17 protein-coding genes are annotated in these 19,390 nt (G+C 34.8%); 5 read left to right on the top strand and 12 right to left on the bottom strand.

What is annotated here, in order from left to right; genetic code table 11:
• Positions 1 to 43 precede the first annotated feature (43 nt).
• From QW060_RS04555 to purL, 3 genes are all read left to right on the top strand, one after another.
• On the top strand, positions 44 to 994 hold the full coding sequence (locus QW060_RS04555) for a hypothetical protein (protein WP_290362468.1): 951 nt from the start codon (positions 44 to 46) through the stop codon (positions 992 to 994).
• A 49-nt stretch (positions 995 to 1,043) separates the two neighbouring features.
• Positions 1,044 to 2,564: a hypothetical protein gene (locus tag QW060_RS04550; RefSeq protein ID WP_290362467.1), complete on the top strand. Its 1,521-nt coding sequence runs from the start codon at positions 1,044 to 1,046 to the stop codon at positions 2,562 to 2,564.
• Between the two features lie 70 nt (positions 2,565 to 2,634).
• On the top strand, positions 2,635 to 6,303 hold the full coding sequence (gene purL / locus QW060_RS04545) for a phosphoribosylformylglycinamidine synthase (protein ID WP_290362466.1): 3,669 nt from the start codon (positions 2,635 to 2,637) through the stop codon (positions 6,301 to 6,303).
• 63 nt (positions 6,304 to 6,366) lie between these two features.
• On the opposite strand, the gene QW060_RS04540 is transcribed toward purL, so the two are convergent.
• The 5 genes from QW060_RS04540 to prmA all read right to left on the bottom strand — a co-directional run bounded on the left by QW060_RS04540 (position 6,367) and on the right by prmA (position 10,072).
• Positions 6,367 to 7,602, bottom strand: coding sequence for a PQQ-dependent sugar dehydrogenase (locus QW060_RS04540; protein WP_290362465.1), 1,236 nt, complete (start codon positions 7,600 to 7,602; stop codon positions 6,367 to 6,369).
• 142 nt (positions 7,603 to 7,744) lie between these two features.
• On the bottom strand, positions 7,745 to 8,257 hold the full coding sequence (locus QW060_RS04535; RefSeq protein ID WP_290362464.1) for a DUF421 domain-containing protein: 513 nt from the start codon (positions 8,255 to 8,257) through the stop codon (positions 7,745 to 7,747).
• A 102-nt stretch (positions 8,258 to 8,359) separates the two neighbouring features.
• The gene (locus QW060_RS04530; RefSeq protein ID WP_290362463.1) at positions 8,360 to 8,725 is read right to left on the bottom strand and encodes a hypothetical protein; all 366 of its coding nucleotides are present in this window, start codon (positions 8,723 to 8,725) and stop codon (positions 8,360 to 8,362) included.
• Positions 8,726 to 8,952: 227 nt separating this feature from the next.
• Positions 8,953 to 9,228 carry an ATP-dependent Clp protease adaptor ClpS gene (locus QW060_RS04525; RefSeq protein ID WP_290362462.1) on the bottom strand — a complete coding sequence of 92 codons (276 nt, stop codon included), beginning with the start codon at positions 9,226 to 9,228 and terminating at the stop codon, positions 8,953 to 8,955.
• A 4-nt stretch (positions 9,229 to 9,232) separates the two neighbouring features.
• A complete protein-coding gene (gene prmA / locus QW060_RS04520; RefSeq protein ID WP_290362461.1) occupies positions 9,233 to 10,072 on the bottom strand; it encodes a 50S ribosomal protein L11 methyltransferase in 840 nt (279 codons plus the stop codon).
• An 85-nt stretch (positions 10,073 to 10,157) separates the two neighbouring features.
• On the opposite strand from prmA, the gene QW060_RS04515 reads away from it, so the two are divergent.
• Positions 10,158 to 11,378 (top strand): porin, encoded by a 1,221-nt coding sequence (locus tag QW060_RS04515; RefSeq protein ID WP_290362460.1) that lies wholly within the window; start codon positions 10,158 to 10,160, stop codon positions 11,376 to 11,378.
• Positions 11,379 to 11,430: 52 nt separating this feature from the next.
• On the opposite strand, the gene QW060_RS04510 is transcribed toward QW060_RS04515, so the two are convergent.
• The 3 genes from QW060_RS04510 to metK form a co-directional block, all read right to left on the bottom strand.
• On the bottom strand, positions 11,431 to 12,120 hold the full coding sequence (locus QW060_RS04510; RefSeq protein ID WP_290362459.1) for an SIMPL domain-containing protein: 690 nt from the start codon (positions 12,118 to 12,120) through the stop codon (positions 11,431 to 11,433).
• A gap of 56 nt (positions 12,121 to 12,176) precedes the next feature.
• Positions 12,177 to 13,550 (bottom strand): 30S ribosomal protein S6--L-glutamate ligase, encoded by a 1,374-nt coding sequence (rimK, locus tag QW060_RS04505; RefSeq protein ID WP_290362458.1) that lies wholly within the window; start codon positions 13,548 to 13,550, stop codon positions 12,177 to 12,179.
• Between the two features lie 118 nt (positions 13,551 to 13,668).
• Positions 13,669 to 14,952 carry a methionine adenosyltransferase gene (gene metK / locus QW060_RS04500; RefSeq protein ID WP_290362457.1) on the bottom strand — a complete coding sequence of 428 codons (1,284 nt, stop codon included), beginning with the start codon at positions 14,950 to 14,952 and terminating at the stop codon, positions 13,669 to 13,671.
• Between the two features lie 345 nt (positions 14,953 to 15,297).
• Here metK and QW060_RS04495 point away from each other — a divergent pair, with 345 nt between their 5' ends.
• Entirely contained in the window at positions 15,298 to 15,870 is a 573-nt protein-coding gene (locus QW060_RS04495) for a DUF4142 domain-containing protein (protein WP_290362456.1), read from the top strand.
• Here the strand turns inward: QW060_RS04495 and QW060_RS04490 are convergent.
• From QW060_RS04490 to QW060_RS04475, 4 genes are read right to left on the bottom strand one after another with little or no spacing between them, the layout of a single operon-like run.
• Positions 15,867 to 16,523, bottom strand: coding sequence for an anthranilate synthase component II (locus tag QW060_RS04490; protein ID WP_290362455.1), 657 nt, complete (start codon positions 16,521 to 16,523; stop codon positions 15,867 to 15,869). The genes QW060_RS04495 and QW060_RS04490 overlap by 4 nt on opposite strands.
• Before the next feature lie 11 nt (positions 16,524 to 16,534).
• Complete coding sequence (locus QW060_RS04485; protein WP_290362454.1) at positions 16,535 to 17,344, bottom strand: MetQ/NlpA family lipoprotein; 810 nt, start codon at positions 17,342 to 17,344, stop codon at positions 16,535 to 16,537.
• Between the two features lie 11 nt (positions 17,345 to 17,355).
• On the bottom strand, positions 17,356 to 18,009 hold the full coding sequence (gene metI, locus QW060_RS04480; RefSeq protein ID WP_290362453.1) for a methionine ABC transporter permease MetI: 654 nt from the start codon (positions 18,007 to 18,009) through the stop codon (positions 17,356 to 17,358).
• A complete protein-coding gene (locus QW060_RS04475) occupies positions 17,996 to 19,030 on the bottom strand; it encodes a methionine ABC transporter ATP-binding protein (protein ID WP_290362452.1) in 1,035 nt (344 codons plus the stop codon). The genes metI and QW060_RS04475 overlap by 14 nt, the downstream gene beginning before the upstream one ends.
• Positions 19,031 to 19,390: the final 360 nt, after the last annotated feature.

Raw genomic sequence — 19,390 nt, 5'->3', positions numbered from 1 at the left:
ATTTATAATATTATTTTTACAAACAAATATATCAAAAATAGAAATGAAAATTACGCTTATTTCACACGATTTATGGGGATATGGGAAACATATAGAGAAAGCATTAATTGAAAAAGGACATGATATAACGTTTATTAATTGTATAGAAATCAATTATAAATACACTTCTTTTCTGGATCGTATTCATAACTTTTTACGCAAAACAATTGGTGGTAAAAACATAAAAAAAGAATACAGAACAGAACAAATTATCAAAAAAATTCAAAATCTGTCACTACAGGATACTATACTCGTTATCAATCCGGGAGAGTTCAATGATCAGGTTTTCGATTTTATGAAAGAAAAAACTCAAAAGCTTATCGGTCATAACTATGACTCCCTAAAAAGAGTTCCACTGCCAAAAGATTATAAAAATATTTTCAACAAAACCTTCTCTTTTGACGATAAGGATGTAAAAGAACATACTGATCTTATTCATCTGCCAAATTTTATTTACCTGGATTTTGAAGAAAATAAAAATCCAAATAACAAAGCCTTTGTAATCATCTCTAAATCCAGACAAAGAGAGCTTATTTTACAAAAAATTGCTTTACAGATGGAAAGCTATGGTATTCACAATTTCGAATTCATTGTAGTTACCAAAAAAGATTTAAAATTACATAGAAAAATTTTGTGCTTTAAAAAGAATCTGTGTCTTAATACTGTAAAAGAAAAGATGGCTGATGCTGAAATTCTTATTGATCTATTGAGAAAAGATCAGGACGGATTAAGTTTTAGAGTATTTGATGCACTTGCCCTAAATAAAAAACTCATTACCAATAATATAAACATCAAAGAATATGATTTTTACAATCCAAATAATATCTTTGTAATTGAAAACACCGATGTGTTTACCATCCCTAAAAAGTTTTTGGAACATCCACATGAAAAGGTGCCTCAACAAATATTGAACAATTATACCTTAAATCATTGGGTAGATAAAATTTTATCCTGATTTTTTCGTTTATAACAAAAGTATTTTCATCAACTCATACGCGTAAAAAATGAAATCATTTCCAATCAGTCTGTTTTTTATTATTCTCATAGGAATTTTGTTTACATCTTGTAGAAAAGATTTCGAATTTGAACCTTCTAACGGAAGTGAACTCCGGTTTTCCAAAGACACAGTATACCTTGATACGGTATTCAGTAATATCGGTTCCAGCACCTATACGCTAAAGGTATATAATACGTCCAATAAAGACATCAAAATCCCTTCTTTACAATTAGGGAAAGGAGAAAATTCTAATTACCGTCTGATGGTTGACGGAATTCCCGGTAAAGTATTTAACAATATCGAACTGCTTGCCAAAGACAGCATGTATATTTTTGTGGAAACTACTGTAAATATTCAGCAACAAACCAATTTAAATGAATATCTGTATACAGATCAGATTCTGTTTCAGGCAGGAACTAAACAACAAAAAGTTGAACTGGTTACTTTGGTAAAAGATGCCGTTTTTCTATATCCGCAAAAATTTGATAACGGAACTACAGAAACGCTTCCTATCAATGACAGTGAGGTGTATGGTTTTTATCTTGATGAAAATGATCCTGTAAACGGCAATGAACTAATATGGACTTCTAACAAGCCCTATGTGATTTATGGCTATGCAGCTGTAGCACCAAATAAGACCTTACAGATACAACCCGGAACTCAAGTACATTTTCATGCAGATTCAGGACTTATCATCTCTAATACTGCTACTATTAATTCAATGGGAACTCTTGATAATCCGATTGTATTTCAAGGAGATCGTCTGGAGCCATCATTTGAAAACATCACAGGACAATGGGATATGATATGGCTTTCCGTAGGGAGTAAAGGACAATTTGAAAATACTACGATTAAAAATGCCAACAGAGGTTTATTCATCAATAAAAATAACGGAACGGTAAATCTGCATAATGTACAGATTTATAATTGTGCCGAGTTTGGAATTTTAGGAGTTGCAGCAAATATCAAAGGGACGAATGTGGTAACAAACAACTGTGGTTCTGCTGCATTGAATTTATCGTATGGAGGTAGTTATCACTTTATCCATTCTACTTTTGCTAATTATTGGAATCGTCCGAACCAAACAACCGTTGCCATTGACAATTATGATGGCTCTTCAGAATTCGCAATTCAAAAAGCATTATTTCAAAACTGTATCATATATGGTTCTACTAATGAATCTTTGATTATGAAAAGCAATGGAACCAACAATTTTAATATCAAATTTGAAAATACTCTTATCAAATTCATTGATTATAATAATACCGTTTTTGGTCAGTTTCCGTATGCTTTTAACAATACTACTTATTTCAACAATTGTCTGATTGCGCGAAATAACCAGGAATACAGACCTTATTTTTACAATACTACAAAGAATCAAATGATGATTACAGACCTGGCAACAGCGCTGATTGGTGTTGGAAATACAATTTACGCACAACAGGTTCCTGCAGATATCGTGGGTAATTCAAGAATCAACGCTCCGGATCTGGGTGCTTATCAACATGTAGCACAACCGGAAGAATAATTTTTAATTTGAAAAAAATGCGTTATTTTTGCATATTGAAACACAACACACAACTAACACATACACAAAAATGATCCATTTCTTCGTGAACCAGGCGAACCTTACCTATGGGGTTCAATCGGAAACAGAATTATCTAATGAAGACATTTCAAAATTAAACTGGCTCTTTGGAAATGCTGTAAAAATCGAACAACTAACCCTGAATGATTATTATATTGGTCCGAGAGCAGCCATGATAACACCATGGAGTACTAATGCAGTAGAGATTACTCAGAATATGGGTATTGAAGGCATTATCCGCATAGAAGAATTTGAGAAGGTTACAGCTGATTTTATTGAGTTTGACCCGATGATTTCTCAAAAATATGAGGCGCTAACACAAGAAATGTACACCATTGATATCAAACCGGAACCTGTTTTGGAAATTGATGATATCGCTGCATACAATAAACAGGAAGGACTTTCCCTAAATGATGAAGAAGTTGACTATCTGAATAATTTAGCTGTTAAACTTAATCGCAAATTAACTGATTCTGAAGTATTTGCTTTCTCACAAGCCAATTCAGAACATTGTCGCCATAAAATATTTAATGGTACGTTTATCATTGATGGAGAAACAAAACCAAGTTCTTTATTCAAACTTATCAAAAAAACATCTGAAACGCATCCTAACGGAATCGTTTCTGCTTATAAAGACAATGTAGCTTTTGTTAAAGGACCTAAAGTTACTCAATTTGCTCCCAAATCTGCTGATAAACCAGACTTCTATCAAGAAACCTTATTTGATTCTGTAATTTCATTAAAAGCAGAGACCCATAACTTCCCTACTACAGTAGAACCTTTTGCAGGAGCTGCTACGGGATCAGGTGGAGAAATTCGCGATCGTCTTGCAGGTGGTCAGGGGTCATTGCCTTTAGCAGGTACTGCTATCTATATGACATCTTACTCCCGTTTAAACGAAGAGCGTCCATGGGAAAAGGCGATGGAAGAACGCGAATGGCTTTATCAGACTCCTATGGATATTCTGATCAAAGCTTCGAACGGTGCTTCGGATTTTGGAAATAAATTCGGTCAGCCGCTCATTACAGGATCGGTTCTGACATTTGAACATGAAGAATCAGACCGAAAAATCGGATATGACAAAGTGATCATGCAGGCAGGCGGTATCGGATACGGAAAATTAGAACAGGCTAAAAAACAAACACCTACATCAGGGGATAAAGTAGTAATTCTTGGAGGTGAAAATTATCGTATCGGTATGGGTGGTGCTGCGGTTTCCTCAGCTGAGACCGGTGCATTCCGTTCAGGAATTGAATTGAATGCCATTCAGCGTTCCAATCCTGAAATGCAGAAAAGAGTCGCTAATGCAATACGTGGTTTGGTGGAATCAGAACACAATCCTATTGTGTCTATTCACGATCACGGAGCCGGAGGGCATTTAAACTGTCTATCTGAATTGGTAGAAGAAACAGGCGGACTAATTGATTTAGACAAGCTGCCTGTAGGAGATCCTACCCTATCAGCCAAAGAAATAATCGGAAACGAATCTCAGGAACGTATGGGATTGGTAATCGGAGAAAAAGATATTGCTACTTTACAGAAAGTTGCAGATCGTGAGCGTTCCCCTATGTATACCGTAGGTGATGTCACAGCAGATCACTGTTTTACTTTTGAATCAAAAACTACAGGATTGAAACCTATGGATTTTGCTTTGGAAGATTTCTTCGGATCATCTCCGAAGACGATCATGAAAGATGTAACAGTTAAAAGAAGTTATAGTGACTTACATTATACTACTGCTTCTATACCTGATTATCTGAATCAGGTACTACAATTAGAAGCAGTAGCGTCAAAAGACTGGCTTACCAATAAAGTTGACCGATGTGTGGGAGGACGTGTAGCGAAACAGCAGTGTGCCGGCCCACTACAATTGCCATTAAACAATGTTGGAGTAATGGCGTTAGATTATACTTCAACAGAAGGTATTGCTACTACTGTAGGCCATGCTCCAATAGCAGCACTTATTGATCCTGCTGCAGGATCGCGAAATGCAATTGCAGAAGCCTTGTCTAATATTGTATTTGCTCCGATAAAAGATGGCCTTACTGGAGTTTCCTTATCAGCCAACTGGATGTGGGCCTGTAATAATGAGGGAGAAGATGCCCGTTTGTATGAAGCTGTAAAAGCATGTTCAGATTTTGCCATATCCCTTGGTATCAATATACCTACCGGAAAAGATTCTCTTTCTATGAAACAGAAATATCCGAATGGGGATGTGATTGCTCCGGGTACAGTAATTATTTCTGCTGCCGGAAATTGTACTGATATTAATAAAGTGGTTGAACCGGTATTGAAGAAAAATGCAGGATCTGTTTATTATATCAATTTATCTAAAGATTCTTTTAAATTAGGAGGTTCTTCTTTTGCACAAATTCTTAATAAAATAGGAAATGAAGTGCCAACTATTACAGATGCCGAATATTTTAAAAATGCTTTTAATGCTATTCAACAGTTAATAATGGCTGATGAGATCGCTGCAGGGCATGATATCGGATCAGGGGGACTCATAACTACACTATTAGAGCTTTGTTTTGCTGATGTGAATCTTGCAGCCAATTATGATGTGTCAGGATTAAAAGAAAGCGATACGGTAAAAGCACTTTTTAACGAAAATATAGCAGTTGTTTTACAGGCAAAAAATGATGCAGCCTTTGAAAACATACTTGCAGAAAAAGGAATTGAAGCTGTAAAAATAGGAAATATCACAGAAGGCTCTGATGTCACTATTAAAAATAATGAGGATCATTTTAGTTTCCCAATCGTTGAAACAAGAGATATCTGGTATAAAACCTCTTTCCTTTTAGATGCAAAACAATCTAAAAACGGAATGGCTCAAGAACGTTATACCAATTATAAAAATCAACCTTTAGATTTCGTTTTCCCTTCTCATTTCAACGGAAAAAAACCTGCATTGAATGTCCATAACAAACGTCCGAAAGCAGCTATCATCCGTGAAAAAGGATCCAATTCAGAACGTGAAATGGCCAATGCTATGTATCTGGCTGGTTTTGATGTTAAAGACGTTCACATGACGGATTTGATTTCGGGAAGAGAAACTCTGGAAGATATCCAATTCATTGGAGCAGTAGGCGGATTCTCCAATTCTGATGTTCTGGGTTCTGCAAAAGGTTGGGCAGGAGCATTTTTATACAACGAAAAAGCAAAAAAAGCATTGGAAAACTTCTTTTCCCGACCGGATACGCTTTCAGTTGGAATCTGTAACGGTTGCCAATTATTTATGGAATTGGAACTGATCAATCCTGATCATGAGGTTCATGGAAAAATGCTACATAACACAAGTCAGAAGCATGAATCTAATTTTGTGTCTGTAAAGATTCAAGAAAACAATTCTATCATGCTTTCTACTTTAGCAGGCAGTACTCTTGGAGTATGGATTTCTCATGGTGAAGGAAAATTCAATTTACCTAATGCAGAAAAAGAATACCATATTGTTGCCAAGTATGCATATGAAGGCTATCCGGCTAACCCGAATGGCTCTAAATATAATACCGCTATGATGTGTGACAAAACCGGAAGACATTTAGTAACAATGCCGCATATTGAACGTTCAACTTTTCAATGGAACTGGGCTAATTATCCGGAAGGCAGACAAGATGAAGTTACTCCATGGCTGGAAGCTTTTGTCAATGCAAGAAAATGGATTGAAAATCAGAAATAAGATCATAAAAAACCTCCGGTGATGCATCGGAGGTTTTTTTTATAGTATCCTTTTGGATTTTACTTATTGTTTTGAAATACGAAACAGTTTCCCGCTATCTGTAATAGCATACAATGATTGGTTTGGATGCGTTCCCAAAACATCTCTGAAACGTTCTCCCTTATCTGCCAATAGACGTTCTTCTCCAACTACTTTGTTATTCTGAATCACGATACGGATAATATGAGTACCGCTTAATGCTCCTAAAAATAAATTATTTTTCCATTCGGCTATTTGTGTACCTGTATAGAAATCTATCCCGCTTGGTGATACTGAAGGATCCCAGTAATACACCGGCTGTTCCATTCCTTCCATCTGAGTGATTCCTTCTCCGATTTTTTCACCGCTATATTCAAGCCCATAACTGATAACCGGCCATCCATAATTTTTACCGATAGCAATTCTGTTTATTTCATCGCCTCCTTTTGCTCCGAATTCAGCTTCCCATAAATCTTTGGTTACCGGGTGTATGGCTAACCCCTGTACATTTCTATGCCCGTAAGAATATATTTCCGGTCTTGCACCGGATTGATTTGCAAATGGATTTCCTGCCGCTGCATTACCCTCTTTTGTAATTCGTACAATTTTTCCTAAAGCAGAATTGAGATCTTGGGCCTGAGGTCGTGTTACCAAATCTGATCGCTCTCCTGTGCTCACAAACAAATGTCCTGTTTCATCAAAAAGTAATCTTCCTCCATAGTGTAAACTTCCGTTATAGGATGGTTCAGCACGATAAATTACCTGTGGGTTTTCAATATTTTGCTCATCAGCAGAAAGTCTTCCTTTGGCTACTGACGTTAGATTTCCCTCTCCGAATGGCTCAGAAAAAGTCCAGTATATCATTTTGTTGGAATTGAAATCAGGATCAATTGCTACATCCAGCAAACCTCCCTGACCTCCGTCATCAACTGCAGGTAATCCTTCAATCTTATGAATACGTTCTCCGTCAGCAGTATATAAAAGCAAATACCCCGATTTCTCGGTAATTAATAAACGTCCGTCGGGTAAATTGATAATACCCCATGGTTTTCCAAGATCTGAAGCGAGTTCTTCTATCTGCAGAGCAGTAGTCGTTTTTACACTTCCTATGCGGGTCTGACCGGGAAATGCAGGACTATATGCAGTATTGGGAGGTTGTGTTTCTACAGGGTCTCCAACGGGTATTTGTTCACTGCCATTGTCATTGTTATTACATGACATACAGGAAAAAAACATAAAGCAGCTCACGGACAATGAGCCCATCATCATTAACTTTTTCATAGCATTGATTTTTAAAAATGATTAATTTCTAAGTTACCATTTTTATCTAAAAAAAAAGATAGAAAAAGTGTTAATAATATAAACAAAAAGCACGAAAAAGGCTGCTGAAAAATGTTTTAATTCAAAAAATATGATTATTTATTTAATTTACAGTCAGATTTTTATGTTGATGTTTTCGTTTATAATGGGTCTGTTTTAATTCTTTATTGCCTGAGATAATACTGATATTACCATCTATTTCTAACATCGCTAGTTTAACTTCTTTAAAACGTTCGACTCCATGCTCGCGCATAGCTTCCAATAGTTCATCTTGAGTAATATCTAAACGTGCTACAGTTTTAAAATCAATTTTTCCATTGTGAATAAGAATTTCAGGCTTCTGATTAAGTAACAGTCTAAGATGCTCATTTTTAAATAAGATTTTTTTTAATATAAAATTCAAGAGAAATAAAACTGCCGCAGCAACAATGCCTCCCAGTAAAGAAGTATCAGGACCAACCATCGCATTCTGTACAGCATTACTTATCAAAAGAATAAGAACAACATCTGATGTATTGAGCTGGGATAATTCTTTCTTTCCGCTCAGTCTTATGGCAATGAGCATAAAAATATATACAGCAACGGAACGAAATATAATATTGAACAGGCTTTCCATAAATCATATCTTTCGTTAAATGTATAAAATTTTAAATAAAAAAATCCTCATCAAATAGATGAGGAAATAAAATAAGGTATTATTTTAATGAATATACTTTCTCTAATCAAGAACCACTTCAACTTTTAAAAGAGAACTATTTTCTAACTGTTCTTCTGTTTCTAATTTGACAAAATACTTATTAGTAGAATAGTCTAATCCTATGGGATTATATTTGAGTTTAGCAGATTTACTACTGATAACCCCATGTCCTTTAACAGTAAAATCTACATGTACTAATATTTCATTTTTTCCATGAGCACCAACCATTGCATAAAGCTCACTTTCATATTTTCCATTTTCATTTGGAAATGGTTTTATATATAAATGCTGTTCCATTAGTTTTGCTTCTCCTTTTATATTATTTTCCGGTTCATCTGTACAACTAAAAATAAAAGGTATAAAAAATAAAAGTAATAGTTTTTTCATAATTGCTTTTGTTAATGTATTTTATTATTAAATATAAGGCATTCATACATATGATATTAATCACAAAGATATGATATTTTAATTAACAAACATACAAAAAGAAATCATTAACTAAAAAACAATCTTTTTCAATATACCATACTAATCCAATCACTTCTACTCAATCAATTAATAATACATAAAAAAACCTTCTTAAATAAGAAGGTTTTTTTATGTATCATCTGCAACTATTCAATTTCTGCACTTAGCCCTGCATCCAGCAAAGCGGAACAAATGGGCTCCAATTCTTTCATAGAACCGGATTTTACCCCACATTTTCCCTTGTAGTGTACTAATAAGGCGCATTGTTCGGCCTGCAATGCTTCATGATCACAAACACGCATCAAAGTATCAATTACATGATCAAAAGTATTAACATCATCATTGTATAATATGATTTCATTATTATTATTCAATAACTCTTCAATTGATACCTCTTCTAATACTTTTTCTTTAGTACTCATTATTTTAATGCTTTTTAAATTTTAATGAAACCCAATTATTTCGTTCTAACTGATCCACAAAAACCAGTCCATTCTTTTCTGCTTCTTCGGTGATGGAAGGTATATCTTCTGTGTAAAAACCGCTAAATAAAATGATAGCTTCATCTTTCATCGTTTTTACATAAGCAGCCATATCGTTTAACAGAATATTTCTATTGATATTTGCGATAACCAAATCATATATCTTCTCTTTCGTAAGTAAACCCGCATCTCCTTCATACACGTCAATATTGCCGATGTTATTCCGTTGTGCATTCTCAATTGAGTTCAGATAACACCAGTTGTCAATATCAATCGCATCAGCATGTTTCGCTCCTTTCATCAATGCCAAAATAGCCAATATAGCCGTTCCGCATCCCATATCGAGGACTTCCATATCCTTTACCTCCATGTTGAGCAAATGCTTCATCATCATATAAGTTGTTTCATGATGTCCGGTACCAAAACTCATTTTAGGCTCTATCACAATCTCATACTTAGCATTTTGAGTTGGGTGAAAGGGTGCTCTGATATAGCATATACCATCTACATCAATAGGCTCAAAATTTTTCTCCCATTCTTCATTCCAATTTACCTGCTCAATATTTTCTTTTGTATAAGAAATTGTAAATTCTTCAGAACCCAAAATATAAATATCATCTAAAATATCAGCTGTCCACAAAGCTTCCTGAACAAATGCTGACACTCCTTTTTCTGTTTCCACAAAGCTCTCAAAGGTCTTTTCTCCTAATTCGGCAATCAATATTTCAGTACCTGGTTCTTTGGGTTCAACTGTAAAATGATAGGCTATATAATTAGATTCCATAATCTTTTGTTAATGATTTATTAATATAGTAACTTTAATGTGGTACAAAAATAAGATTAGTTTTGCGTAAAATTATTAAATCTACATGAAAAGATTATTATTATCCTCGTTACTGTTATTAACATCAGGATTACTATACTCCCAGGATGATATTCACAAATCGCAAGAATTCAAATTAGCCGCCTTACCTTATTACAGTTACGGAAAAGGATTAGGAATGACATCTGCTGATAGTCTTTTTCAATTAAATATACGGTTCCGTATGCAAAACAGGGTTACCTATTTTGATTATGAAGAAGGTGAATCCAATTATGAAGCACAAATCAGACGTCTTCGTTTGCGCTTAGACGGATATGTAGGAGATCCGAGATTTCAATATGCATTACAATTGTCTTTTGCTCCGGGTGATGTGGGAGCTATAGAAGAAGGAGAAAATCTGAATATCATAAGAGATGCGGCAGTGAGTTACCGCGCTAACAGACATTGGAATATTATTTTTGGGCAGACAAAAATACCGGGAAACAGACAACGTGTCAATTCATCCGGTTCACTTCAATTGACTGACAGATCTATCAATAATGCCAAATTTAATATTGACCGTGATTTTGGTTTTCAGGTATATTATCTTAACGAATTAAAAGACAAATTTTCATGGAATGTAAAAACAGCCATTACTACCGGAAATGGGAGAAACTGGGATGGTAAAGATACGAATGTGGCACTGACCGGAAAGTTAGAGCTATTACCACTCGGTGTTTTTACAAAGGGCGGAGATTATTTTGAAGGGGATATCGCAAGGGAAAAAACACCTAAATTTATGATTTCAGGGGTATTTCATCAAAATAATGATAGCCAGTATGACCGTGGACAGCAGGGAAATCTTCTGTTTGAACAAAAAGATTTACAATCTACTTTTATCGATGCTGTATTCAAATATAACGGTTGGGCAGCGATGTATTCTTATATGAACAGAATGACAAAGAAACCTATTACGTACGGATTCGATGCTGATGGAAAGGAAGCCATGTCTTATGTTTTTGCCGGACACGGAATGGATTATCAGGTAAGTTATACTTTCCCTTCCAACTATGAGATTATTGGTCGTGTTTCTACTCAAAATGTACATGACGATTTGTATAAGATACAGGTACCAGATGCAAAACAATACAGCATTGGTCTTACCAAATACATCTGGGAACATGCCTTTAAGCTACAAACCGAATTCACTATTGATGATTTAAATTATTTTGACGGCTCCCATGAACGAAACTGGTACATCCGCTTTCAAATAGAAATAGGGATATAAAAAAACGGATTCAAATTGAATCCGTTTTTTTATATAATATATTAACTGTTCTTTACAATAATTCAAAAGAAATAGATACAGAAGCTGTAATTTCAATTTCTCCGATAGCTAATGTTTGCTGCATAGACTCTGCTGAATCGCTCATCATTTGTGCTTTCATCGCATACATTCTCGGATATACCGTTTGAGAGTTATCAGAAATCATTACTGCTTTTCCTACTTTTTGGTTTAAAGCTACCGCGAAATCGCCTGCTTTTTTCTTTGCGTTATCTACAGCTTTTTTTCGGATTTCTGTTTCATAATCGGCAACTTTAGACGATTTGAACTCTACTCCGTTGATATTATTGGCACCTGCATCAATCATAGAAAGCATCAAACTTTCATATTTTGATAAATCTTTTAAATTGATTTGAATAGACTGACTCGCTACGAAATAATCCTGTTTAGAATTATAATCTCTGGTTTTATATAAAGACACCTGTTGTGTTTTATAATCTTTTTCGTTTACACCAGATTTTTTAAGAACACTTATTACTTTCGCAATAATATCATCATTTGTTTTTTTGGCCTTTGCAGAATCTTTGTCTTTTGTTTCTGCTCCAATAGTTATTATAGCCTGATCAGGAACTACTGACATTTTTCCTTCTCCGACAACATTGATTGTGTTAGGTTGATTTTGCATCTGAGCACTGATTGTTTGAGTTGCTACTATGGTTAAACATAGCATGATTAATTTTTTCATATTCTTTTTATTTTTATTTCTAACGTTTAGTCAAAAACGATACCAATCTATATTTTTTAATCCATTTTATATTTAAAATTTTTCTCTATTGCCTTAATCATCTCACCTGCAATGTCTTTTCCGGTAGCGCCCTCTATTCCTTCTAATCCGGGTGACGAATTAACTTCAAGTAATAAAGGCCCTTTAACCGATCGGATAATATCTACCCCGGCAACTTTCAGATTCATTGCTTTTGCAGCTCTGATAGCAATTCTCTTTTCTTCCGCAGTTACTTTTACTACTGAAGCTGTACCGCCAAGATGAATATTAGCTCTGAATTCTCCCGGTAAAGCTTCCCGCTGCATCGCAGCAACTACTTTTCCGTCAACCACAAAAAGACGCAGATCTTTTCCATTAGCTTCTTTGATGAATTCCTGTACCAAAATATTAGCATTCAAACTTTTAAATGCATTGATAACCGACTCAGCAGCTTTTTTTGTTTCTGCCAGTACCACTCCTTTTCCTTGTGTACCTTCAAGAAGCTTTATGATTAAAGGCGAGCCACCAACCATATTGATAAGATCATTGGTATCAAGAGGAGAGTTCGCAAAGCCAGTGGTAGGAATTTCTACTCCGTTGTTAAGCAATAATTGCAGTGAGAACAATTTATCTCTGGACTGTGTAATTGCTGCTGAATTATTTAAGCTGAATATTTTTAAGGATTCGAAGTGACGTGTCAGTGCACAACCATAATACGTCATACTCGGGCGTATTCTTGGAATTACTGCATCAAAATCATTAAGAACCCTGCCACCGCGATAATGGATTTCCGGCTGTGTAGCATCCAGTTTCATATAGCAGTGTTTTATATTGAGAAAATGCATTTCATGTCCTCTCAATTCTCCTGCTTCCAAAATACGCTTGTTGGAATACAATTCCGGATTACTTGCCAGTAAACCTATTCGCAATCCTTGTTTTCCGTGATTGGTTAGCTGGTAATACTCTTTAATCATTTCATTACTGACTTCGCCCAGCTTATATCGCTCTTCCGGATCAACAATGATCTTTCCGCTCATTGCCTCACGTCCTAAAAGCATACGAAATCCCATAGAATCCCGATTGGTAAGTGTTACTTCAATCTCCCAGTCAAAGGACCCTAAAGAAATATTAGTTTTAATTACAAAGCGTGACTCTCTATATCCACTGGAGCTTTTAACAACTCTGCGATCAATAATTTTTGCTTCGCATTTTATTACCGATTTCTGATTATTCTGAATAGGATTGACAATAAAGCGTACCCATTTTTCACCCTCTTTTTCAAAAGGTGTAATCTGCTCGGCATGTAAAGCGGAAGTCTTTGCTCCGGAATCAACACGTACTTTTATCGCTGGAATTTTTAGGTCAGGGAAAGAACACCATTCTTCACTTCCAACTATTACTTTTTGAGTCATTATAAAATAGTCTTTTTTATCTTATATCTAAAATAGTCATTTTTTTCAAACAAAAATAAAAGTGGCTGAATAATCATCAACCACTTATATTATGATATTTCTTATTGTAAGAAAATTATTAATTAAAGGCTTCTTTAAGAAGAGCTACTTTGTCTAATTTTTCCCAGGTAAAGAGTTCTACTTCTACCTCTTTTACTTCTCCTGAAGGACTTACGAATGTTTTCTTTACAATTTCATTTTTACGTCCCATATGTCCATATGCTGCTGTTTCCGTGTAGATTGGCTGGCGCAATTTTAGATTCTCTTCTATGAAATAAGGTCGTAAATCAAACAGTTTCTGAATCTTTTCAGCAATCTCTGCATCAGAGAAATTTACTTTTGCCGTTCCGTAAGTGTTTACATAAACTCCCATTGGTTCAGCAATTCCGATCGCATAAGATACCTGTACCAGTACTTCTTCTGCAATACCTGCCGCTACAATATTTTTAGCAATATGACGTGTTGCATAGGCTGCCGAACGATCTACTTTACTCGGATCTTTTCCGGAAAAAGCTCCACCACCATGCGCTCCTTTACCACCATAGGTATCTACAATAATTTTTCTACCTGTAAGCCCTGTATCTCCGTGCGGACCTCCAATGATGAAAACACCGGTTGGATTGATATGGTAGGTAATCGGCTGTTCAAAGTATTGCTTATACTGCGGATATTTTTCTAATAATCGTGGAATCAGAATGACCTTGATATCTTCTTTGATTTTATTCTGCATTAACTTTTCAACACGTTTTTTCTCTTCAACAGTACTGTTTTCCGGTCTAATAAAATCATCATGTTGTGTAGAAAGTACAATGGTAACTACACGTTTTGGTTTATTATCATCACCGTACTCTAAAGTTACCTGTGATTTCGCATCCGGTCTCAAATAAGTTATTTCAGAATTTTCTCTTCTTATTTCAGCGAGTTCCTGTAATAATTTGTGAGATAAATCTAATGCTAAAGGCATAAAATCATCGGTTTCTGAAGTAGCATATCCAAACATAATCCCCTGATCTCCTGCTCCCTGTTCTTCTTTATTGGATTTGTCAACTCCCTGGTTAATGTCCTGAGATTGTTCATGAATCGCAGACAATATACCACATGAGTTCGCATCAAACATGTATTCACTTTTCGTATATCCGATTTTTTTGATCACATTTCTTGTAATCTGCTGTACATCTAAATATGTTTTAGAGTTCACTTCTCCTGCCAATACTACCTGACCGGTTGTTACCAATGTTTCACAAGCAACTTTTGAATCAGGATCAAATGCCATAAAATTATCGATTAATGCATCAGAAATCTGATCTGCAATTTTGTCGGGATGTCCTTCACTAACTGACTCTGAAGTAAAATAATAGGCCATAATTTATTTAATTTTTAAGACCGTCACAAGCGCATTAAAAAGAAAACAACCTAAATTGAAGTAAGCTGCTTTAGCATTTTTTAATGAGGTTGCAATCAGTCAAATTTTTCCTCTTTTGTTTTATACAATGCAAATTTAAAAAGAATATTTATAAGTCGTCTTAATTTATACTTAATAAAACTTCTGTAACCTATAATTATTAAAATAACACGATATGCAGTTGTTTAATAGCAATACAAAAATTACAAAAAAGCTTCCGTTTATATATAAAAATAATTTAACAAAAAAACAAATGATTCCTTTTTTTTATTAAATTTATAATCCAATCATTAAAATTAAAAAACTATGAAAATTTCTAAACGTCTATTTTCCATATGTATAGGCACTATGAGCTTAGTCATTGGTTTTTCTTCTTGTAAAAAGAGAGATACTCCCCCACCGAGAGAAGTTACAGAAAATGATATCAGTTTATTGAGTCCGGATGAACAAAAACTCATCGCTTCCAATCTGGACCACATGATGGATTATTATTTATACGATGTAGAATCTTTTATAATCGCTAATGAAAAAACCAGAAGTGATGTACTTAAAAAATTTGCACAGGAAGAAGTTGTTTCCGGACAAAAAATGATTAATGCTATAAAAGAATATGCAGAAAAATATAATTATAAATTAGATACCGTTATTTCTACCGGAAAAAACAACAATCTCTTCAAGCTTACAACTTCTGATGTAGCAAATTTTGATAAGATTTTTATCAATACTTATATCGAATCCAATAACAAATTTACAGATTCCATTTCTAATAAAATTAACCAGATTAACCGCGTTGATTTAAAAGAATTGATGGAAAATGTAAAAAATGAAAATGTACTTCGTATCAGTCAGGTATATAAACTGAGAGATAGTATGAATTAGACTTTATGCAGTACCCAGTTTCTGAGTATTTCTTTTCCCGATGGAGTAAGAATGGATTCCGGATGAAACTGAACCCCGCGAACATCATATTCTCGATGTTTTAATGCCATTATATTACCCGCTTGATCATAAGCTAATACTTTTAACTGGTCATTATTCTCAAATCTGGCAACCCAGGAGTGATAATGACCAATTTCTATTTTTTGTGGCAGTCTATCAAAGAGATAATCTTCTTTTACAATCTGCATTGTTGTCGCAACCCCATGTAGTGGCTCTTCAAGATTAAAAAGTTCTGCCTTAAAATTTTGGGCAATTGCCTGATGTCCTAAACATACACCGAGAATACTTTTTGAAGGGGCATATTTTTGCAGAAGCTGTGGCATGATTCCTGCCTGTTCAGGCAATCCTGGTCCCGGAGAAAGTAATATTTTATCAAAAAAACGTACTTCTTCCAGCTCGATTTCATCATTTTTTGCTACTGTAATTTCTGCATCAGAGAGTTCTTCCAGTGCGTGTACAAGATTATAGACAAAAGAGTCATAATTATCCAATACTAAAATTTTCATAGGCAAGTTGTTAAAAAGTACTGTTTTTATTTGCCTGTAAAAATAACTATATTTCTCAAGATAAACTGCACAGTGAGGAGAATTCAAATCGATTTCATTTACCAGCCTCTGACTGCTCCATCTTTAAAAACCAAACGTGCAGTTTTTACCACTTCTTCAGATTGGTACGCTTTTACAAATCTTTTGACCTTGTCTTCTTCTTTATTATCTTTTCTGGAAACAATTACATTCACATAAGGAGAATCTTTATCTTCTGTAAACAATCCAAATTCTTTGGTATCTAATCCGGCTTGCGCTGCAAAATTGTTATTGATAACAGCGATCACAACCTCTTTGTCGTCTAAAACTCGCGGAAGCTGTGGAGCTTCAATTTCTACAATTCTGAGTTGCTTTGGATTTTCTATAATATCTGTAACACGTGGCAGTATTTCACCTGTTGGACGCAATTTCAATAGTTTATATTTTTCCAACAGCAACAAAGCACGGGCTCCGTTTGTAGGATCATTCGGAATGGCTACCGTATTTCCCTGCTGTAGTTCAGCTATATTTTTTATCTTTTTTGAATACCCTACTATGGGGTATACAAAAGTGTTGCCTACTACACTCAATTGATATCCGCGTTGTTTAGACTGTTCTTTTAAATAAGGAACATGCTGAAAAACATTGACATCAATGTCTCCTTTTTCTAAAGCTTCGTTCGGTATCACATAATCATTAAATGCTACCAACTCTACTTCTAAATGATATTTTTCTTTTGCAACTTTTTTTGCTGCTTCAGCAATATCTTTTTCAGGACCGGATGTAATCCCTACCCTTATAAAATCAGGATCAGATTTATCATTTTTGGTCGTACATCCTGTTAAAAGCAAGGCTGCTATGAGCAGTCCTGATAAATAATGTGTTTTCATAGTATCTGTATTTAGCGATGATTGTATTTTTTTGATAAGTAGTCACCTGTCCATTGTATGATAAAAACCAACAAAACAAGCAGCAATAAAACGGCATTCATGATAAAAGTATCATAACCTATGTATCCATATTGATAACCGATTTGTCCCAATCCACCGGCTCCGACAGCACCCCCCATAGCAGAATATCCTACGAGTGTAATAAGAGTAATAGAAATTGTATTGATGATTGAGGGTAAAGCCTCGGGTAGTAATACTTTAGTGATGATCTGCATTGGATTTGCTCCCATCGAACGCACCGCTTCGATAAGACCTTCCGGTATTTCTAAAAGACTGTTTTCAATCAGACGGGCAATAAAAGGAGCAGCTCCTATGCTTAATGGCACCAAAGCGGCTGTCATTCCAATAGAAGTGCCTACGAGTAAACGTGTAAAGGGAATCATCCAAACAATGAGTATAATAAAAGGTATGGAGCGAAAAACATTAACAAAAATTGCTAATATCTGATGGTACCACTTGTTTTCGAGCAATTGTCCTTCTCGGGTTAAAAAAAGAAAAAGCCCAAGAGGAAGTCCTAATAAAAAACCGAAAAAGCCTGAAACAAAAGTCATGATTATCGTTTCCAGCAAACCATTAAACAATAATAAAAAATTACCTTGAAGCATATCCTTTTAGTTTTATATTAATCTTTTTTTCATTTAAGTAGTGTAATGCCTGTTCAATCTGAAGATTATCTCCCTCAAACAAAGCAATCAAATAGCCCGTTGTAAGAGTTCCAAAAGACTCAATGGCAGATTTAATAATCCGTACTTTTACATTAAATAAAGAAGCTACATCTGCTATCCAGGTTATTGTACCATTCTCTGGCATTTTTATTTCTACAACAGCAGATCCCTCTTCTGTATAGGTTGCTTTTATTGTTTTTGCAATGTCCGTTGGCAGTTGTATGTCTTTTTCTTCCGGTAAAAAAGCAGCTACTACCGGATGATTCTGATCAGAAAGGATTTCCTGTACAGTACCTTTTACCATTAATTTTCCCTTATCAATAATGGCTACTGAATGACAGATTGATTTAACCACCTCCATTTCATGTGTGATGATGAGAATTGTAATTTTTAAACGTTCATTAATCCGTTGTAATAACTCCAAAATAGATTTTGTAGTTGCCGGATCCAGAGCACTCGTTGCTTCATCACATAGCAACAAATGAGGATCATTTGCCAAAGCACGTGCTATAGCCACCCGTTGTTTTTGTCCTCCGGAAAGATTTGCAGGGTATTGTCGGGCCTTATCAGCAATTCCTACCAGTTCGAGTAATTCTTCCACTTTCTCACGTATCTCTTTTTTTGATTTTCCCGCCAGTTCCATCGGCAAGGCTATGTTATCAAAAATAGTTCTGGAAGTCAGCAGATTAAAATGTTGAAAAATCATACCTATTTTCTTACGTTGCTCTTCAAGTTTTTTTCCTTTTAAGCCCGTTATATCCGTATTATTTATGATTACCTGCCCCTGATCAGGTATTTCCAAAAGGTTTACACAACGGATAAGAGTACTTTTACCCGCACCCGATCTCCCAATAATTCCTAGAATTTCTCCCTTCTGTAATTGAAAGCTGATATCTGATAAAGCTTGTAGCCGCAGCTGACCTTTACCATACGTTTTTGATACATTCTTTAATTCAATCATTCTTTTTTATATTAAAAATGCTTCTGAAATATCAGAAGCATCTTATACGATTTCACAAGATTCCTTCCCTTATATCCATAGAGCCATAGAACTGCACATTAATACAGTCATCATTACCTCATCAAGAAACAACTGAAACAAAATCATGATTATTTTATATTTAAATGCAAATTTAGTAAATAAATAATCTAAAAAACAAATTTAAATTTACAAAAAATAGAATATTTATCTAAACACAAAAAGATGATAGAAAAAAACAAAGAGATATAATTTAAAAGCAAAAAAAAGCCACTGCAAAAAGTGGCTTTAATAAACGTATTTATAGATTAAAATAAAAAAGGCTGAAAAAAAATTTTCAGC

This window comes from Paenimyroides ceti (genome assembly GCF_030409925.1).
The sequence above is the reverse complement of the archived record's forward strand: the minus strand, read 5'-3'. Positions and strand labels throughout refer to the sequence as shown.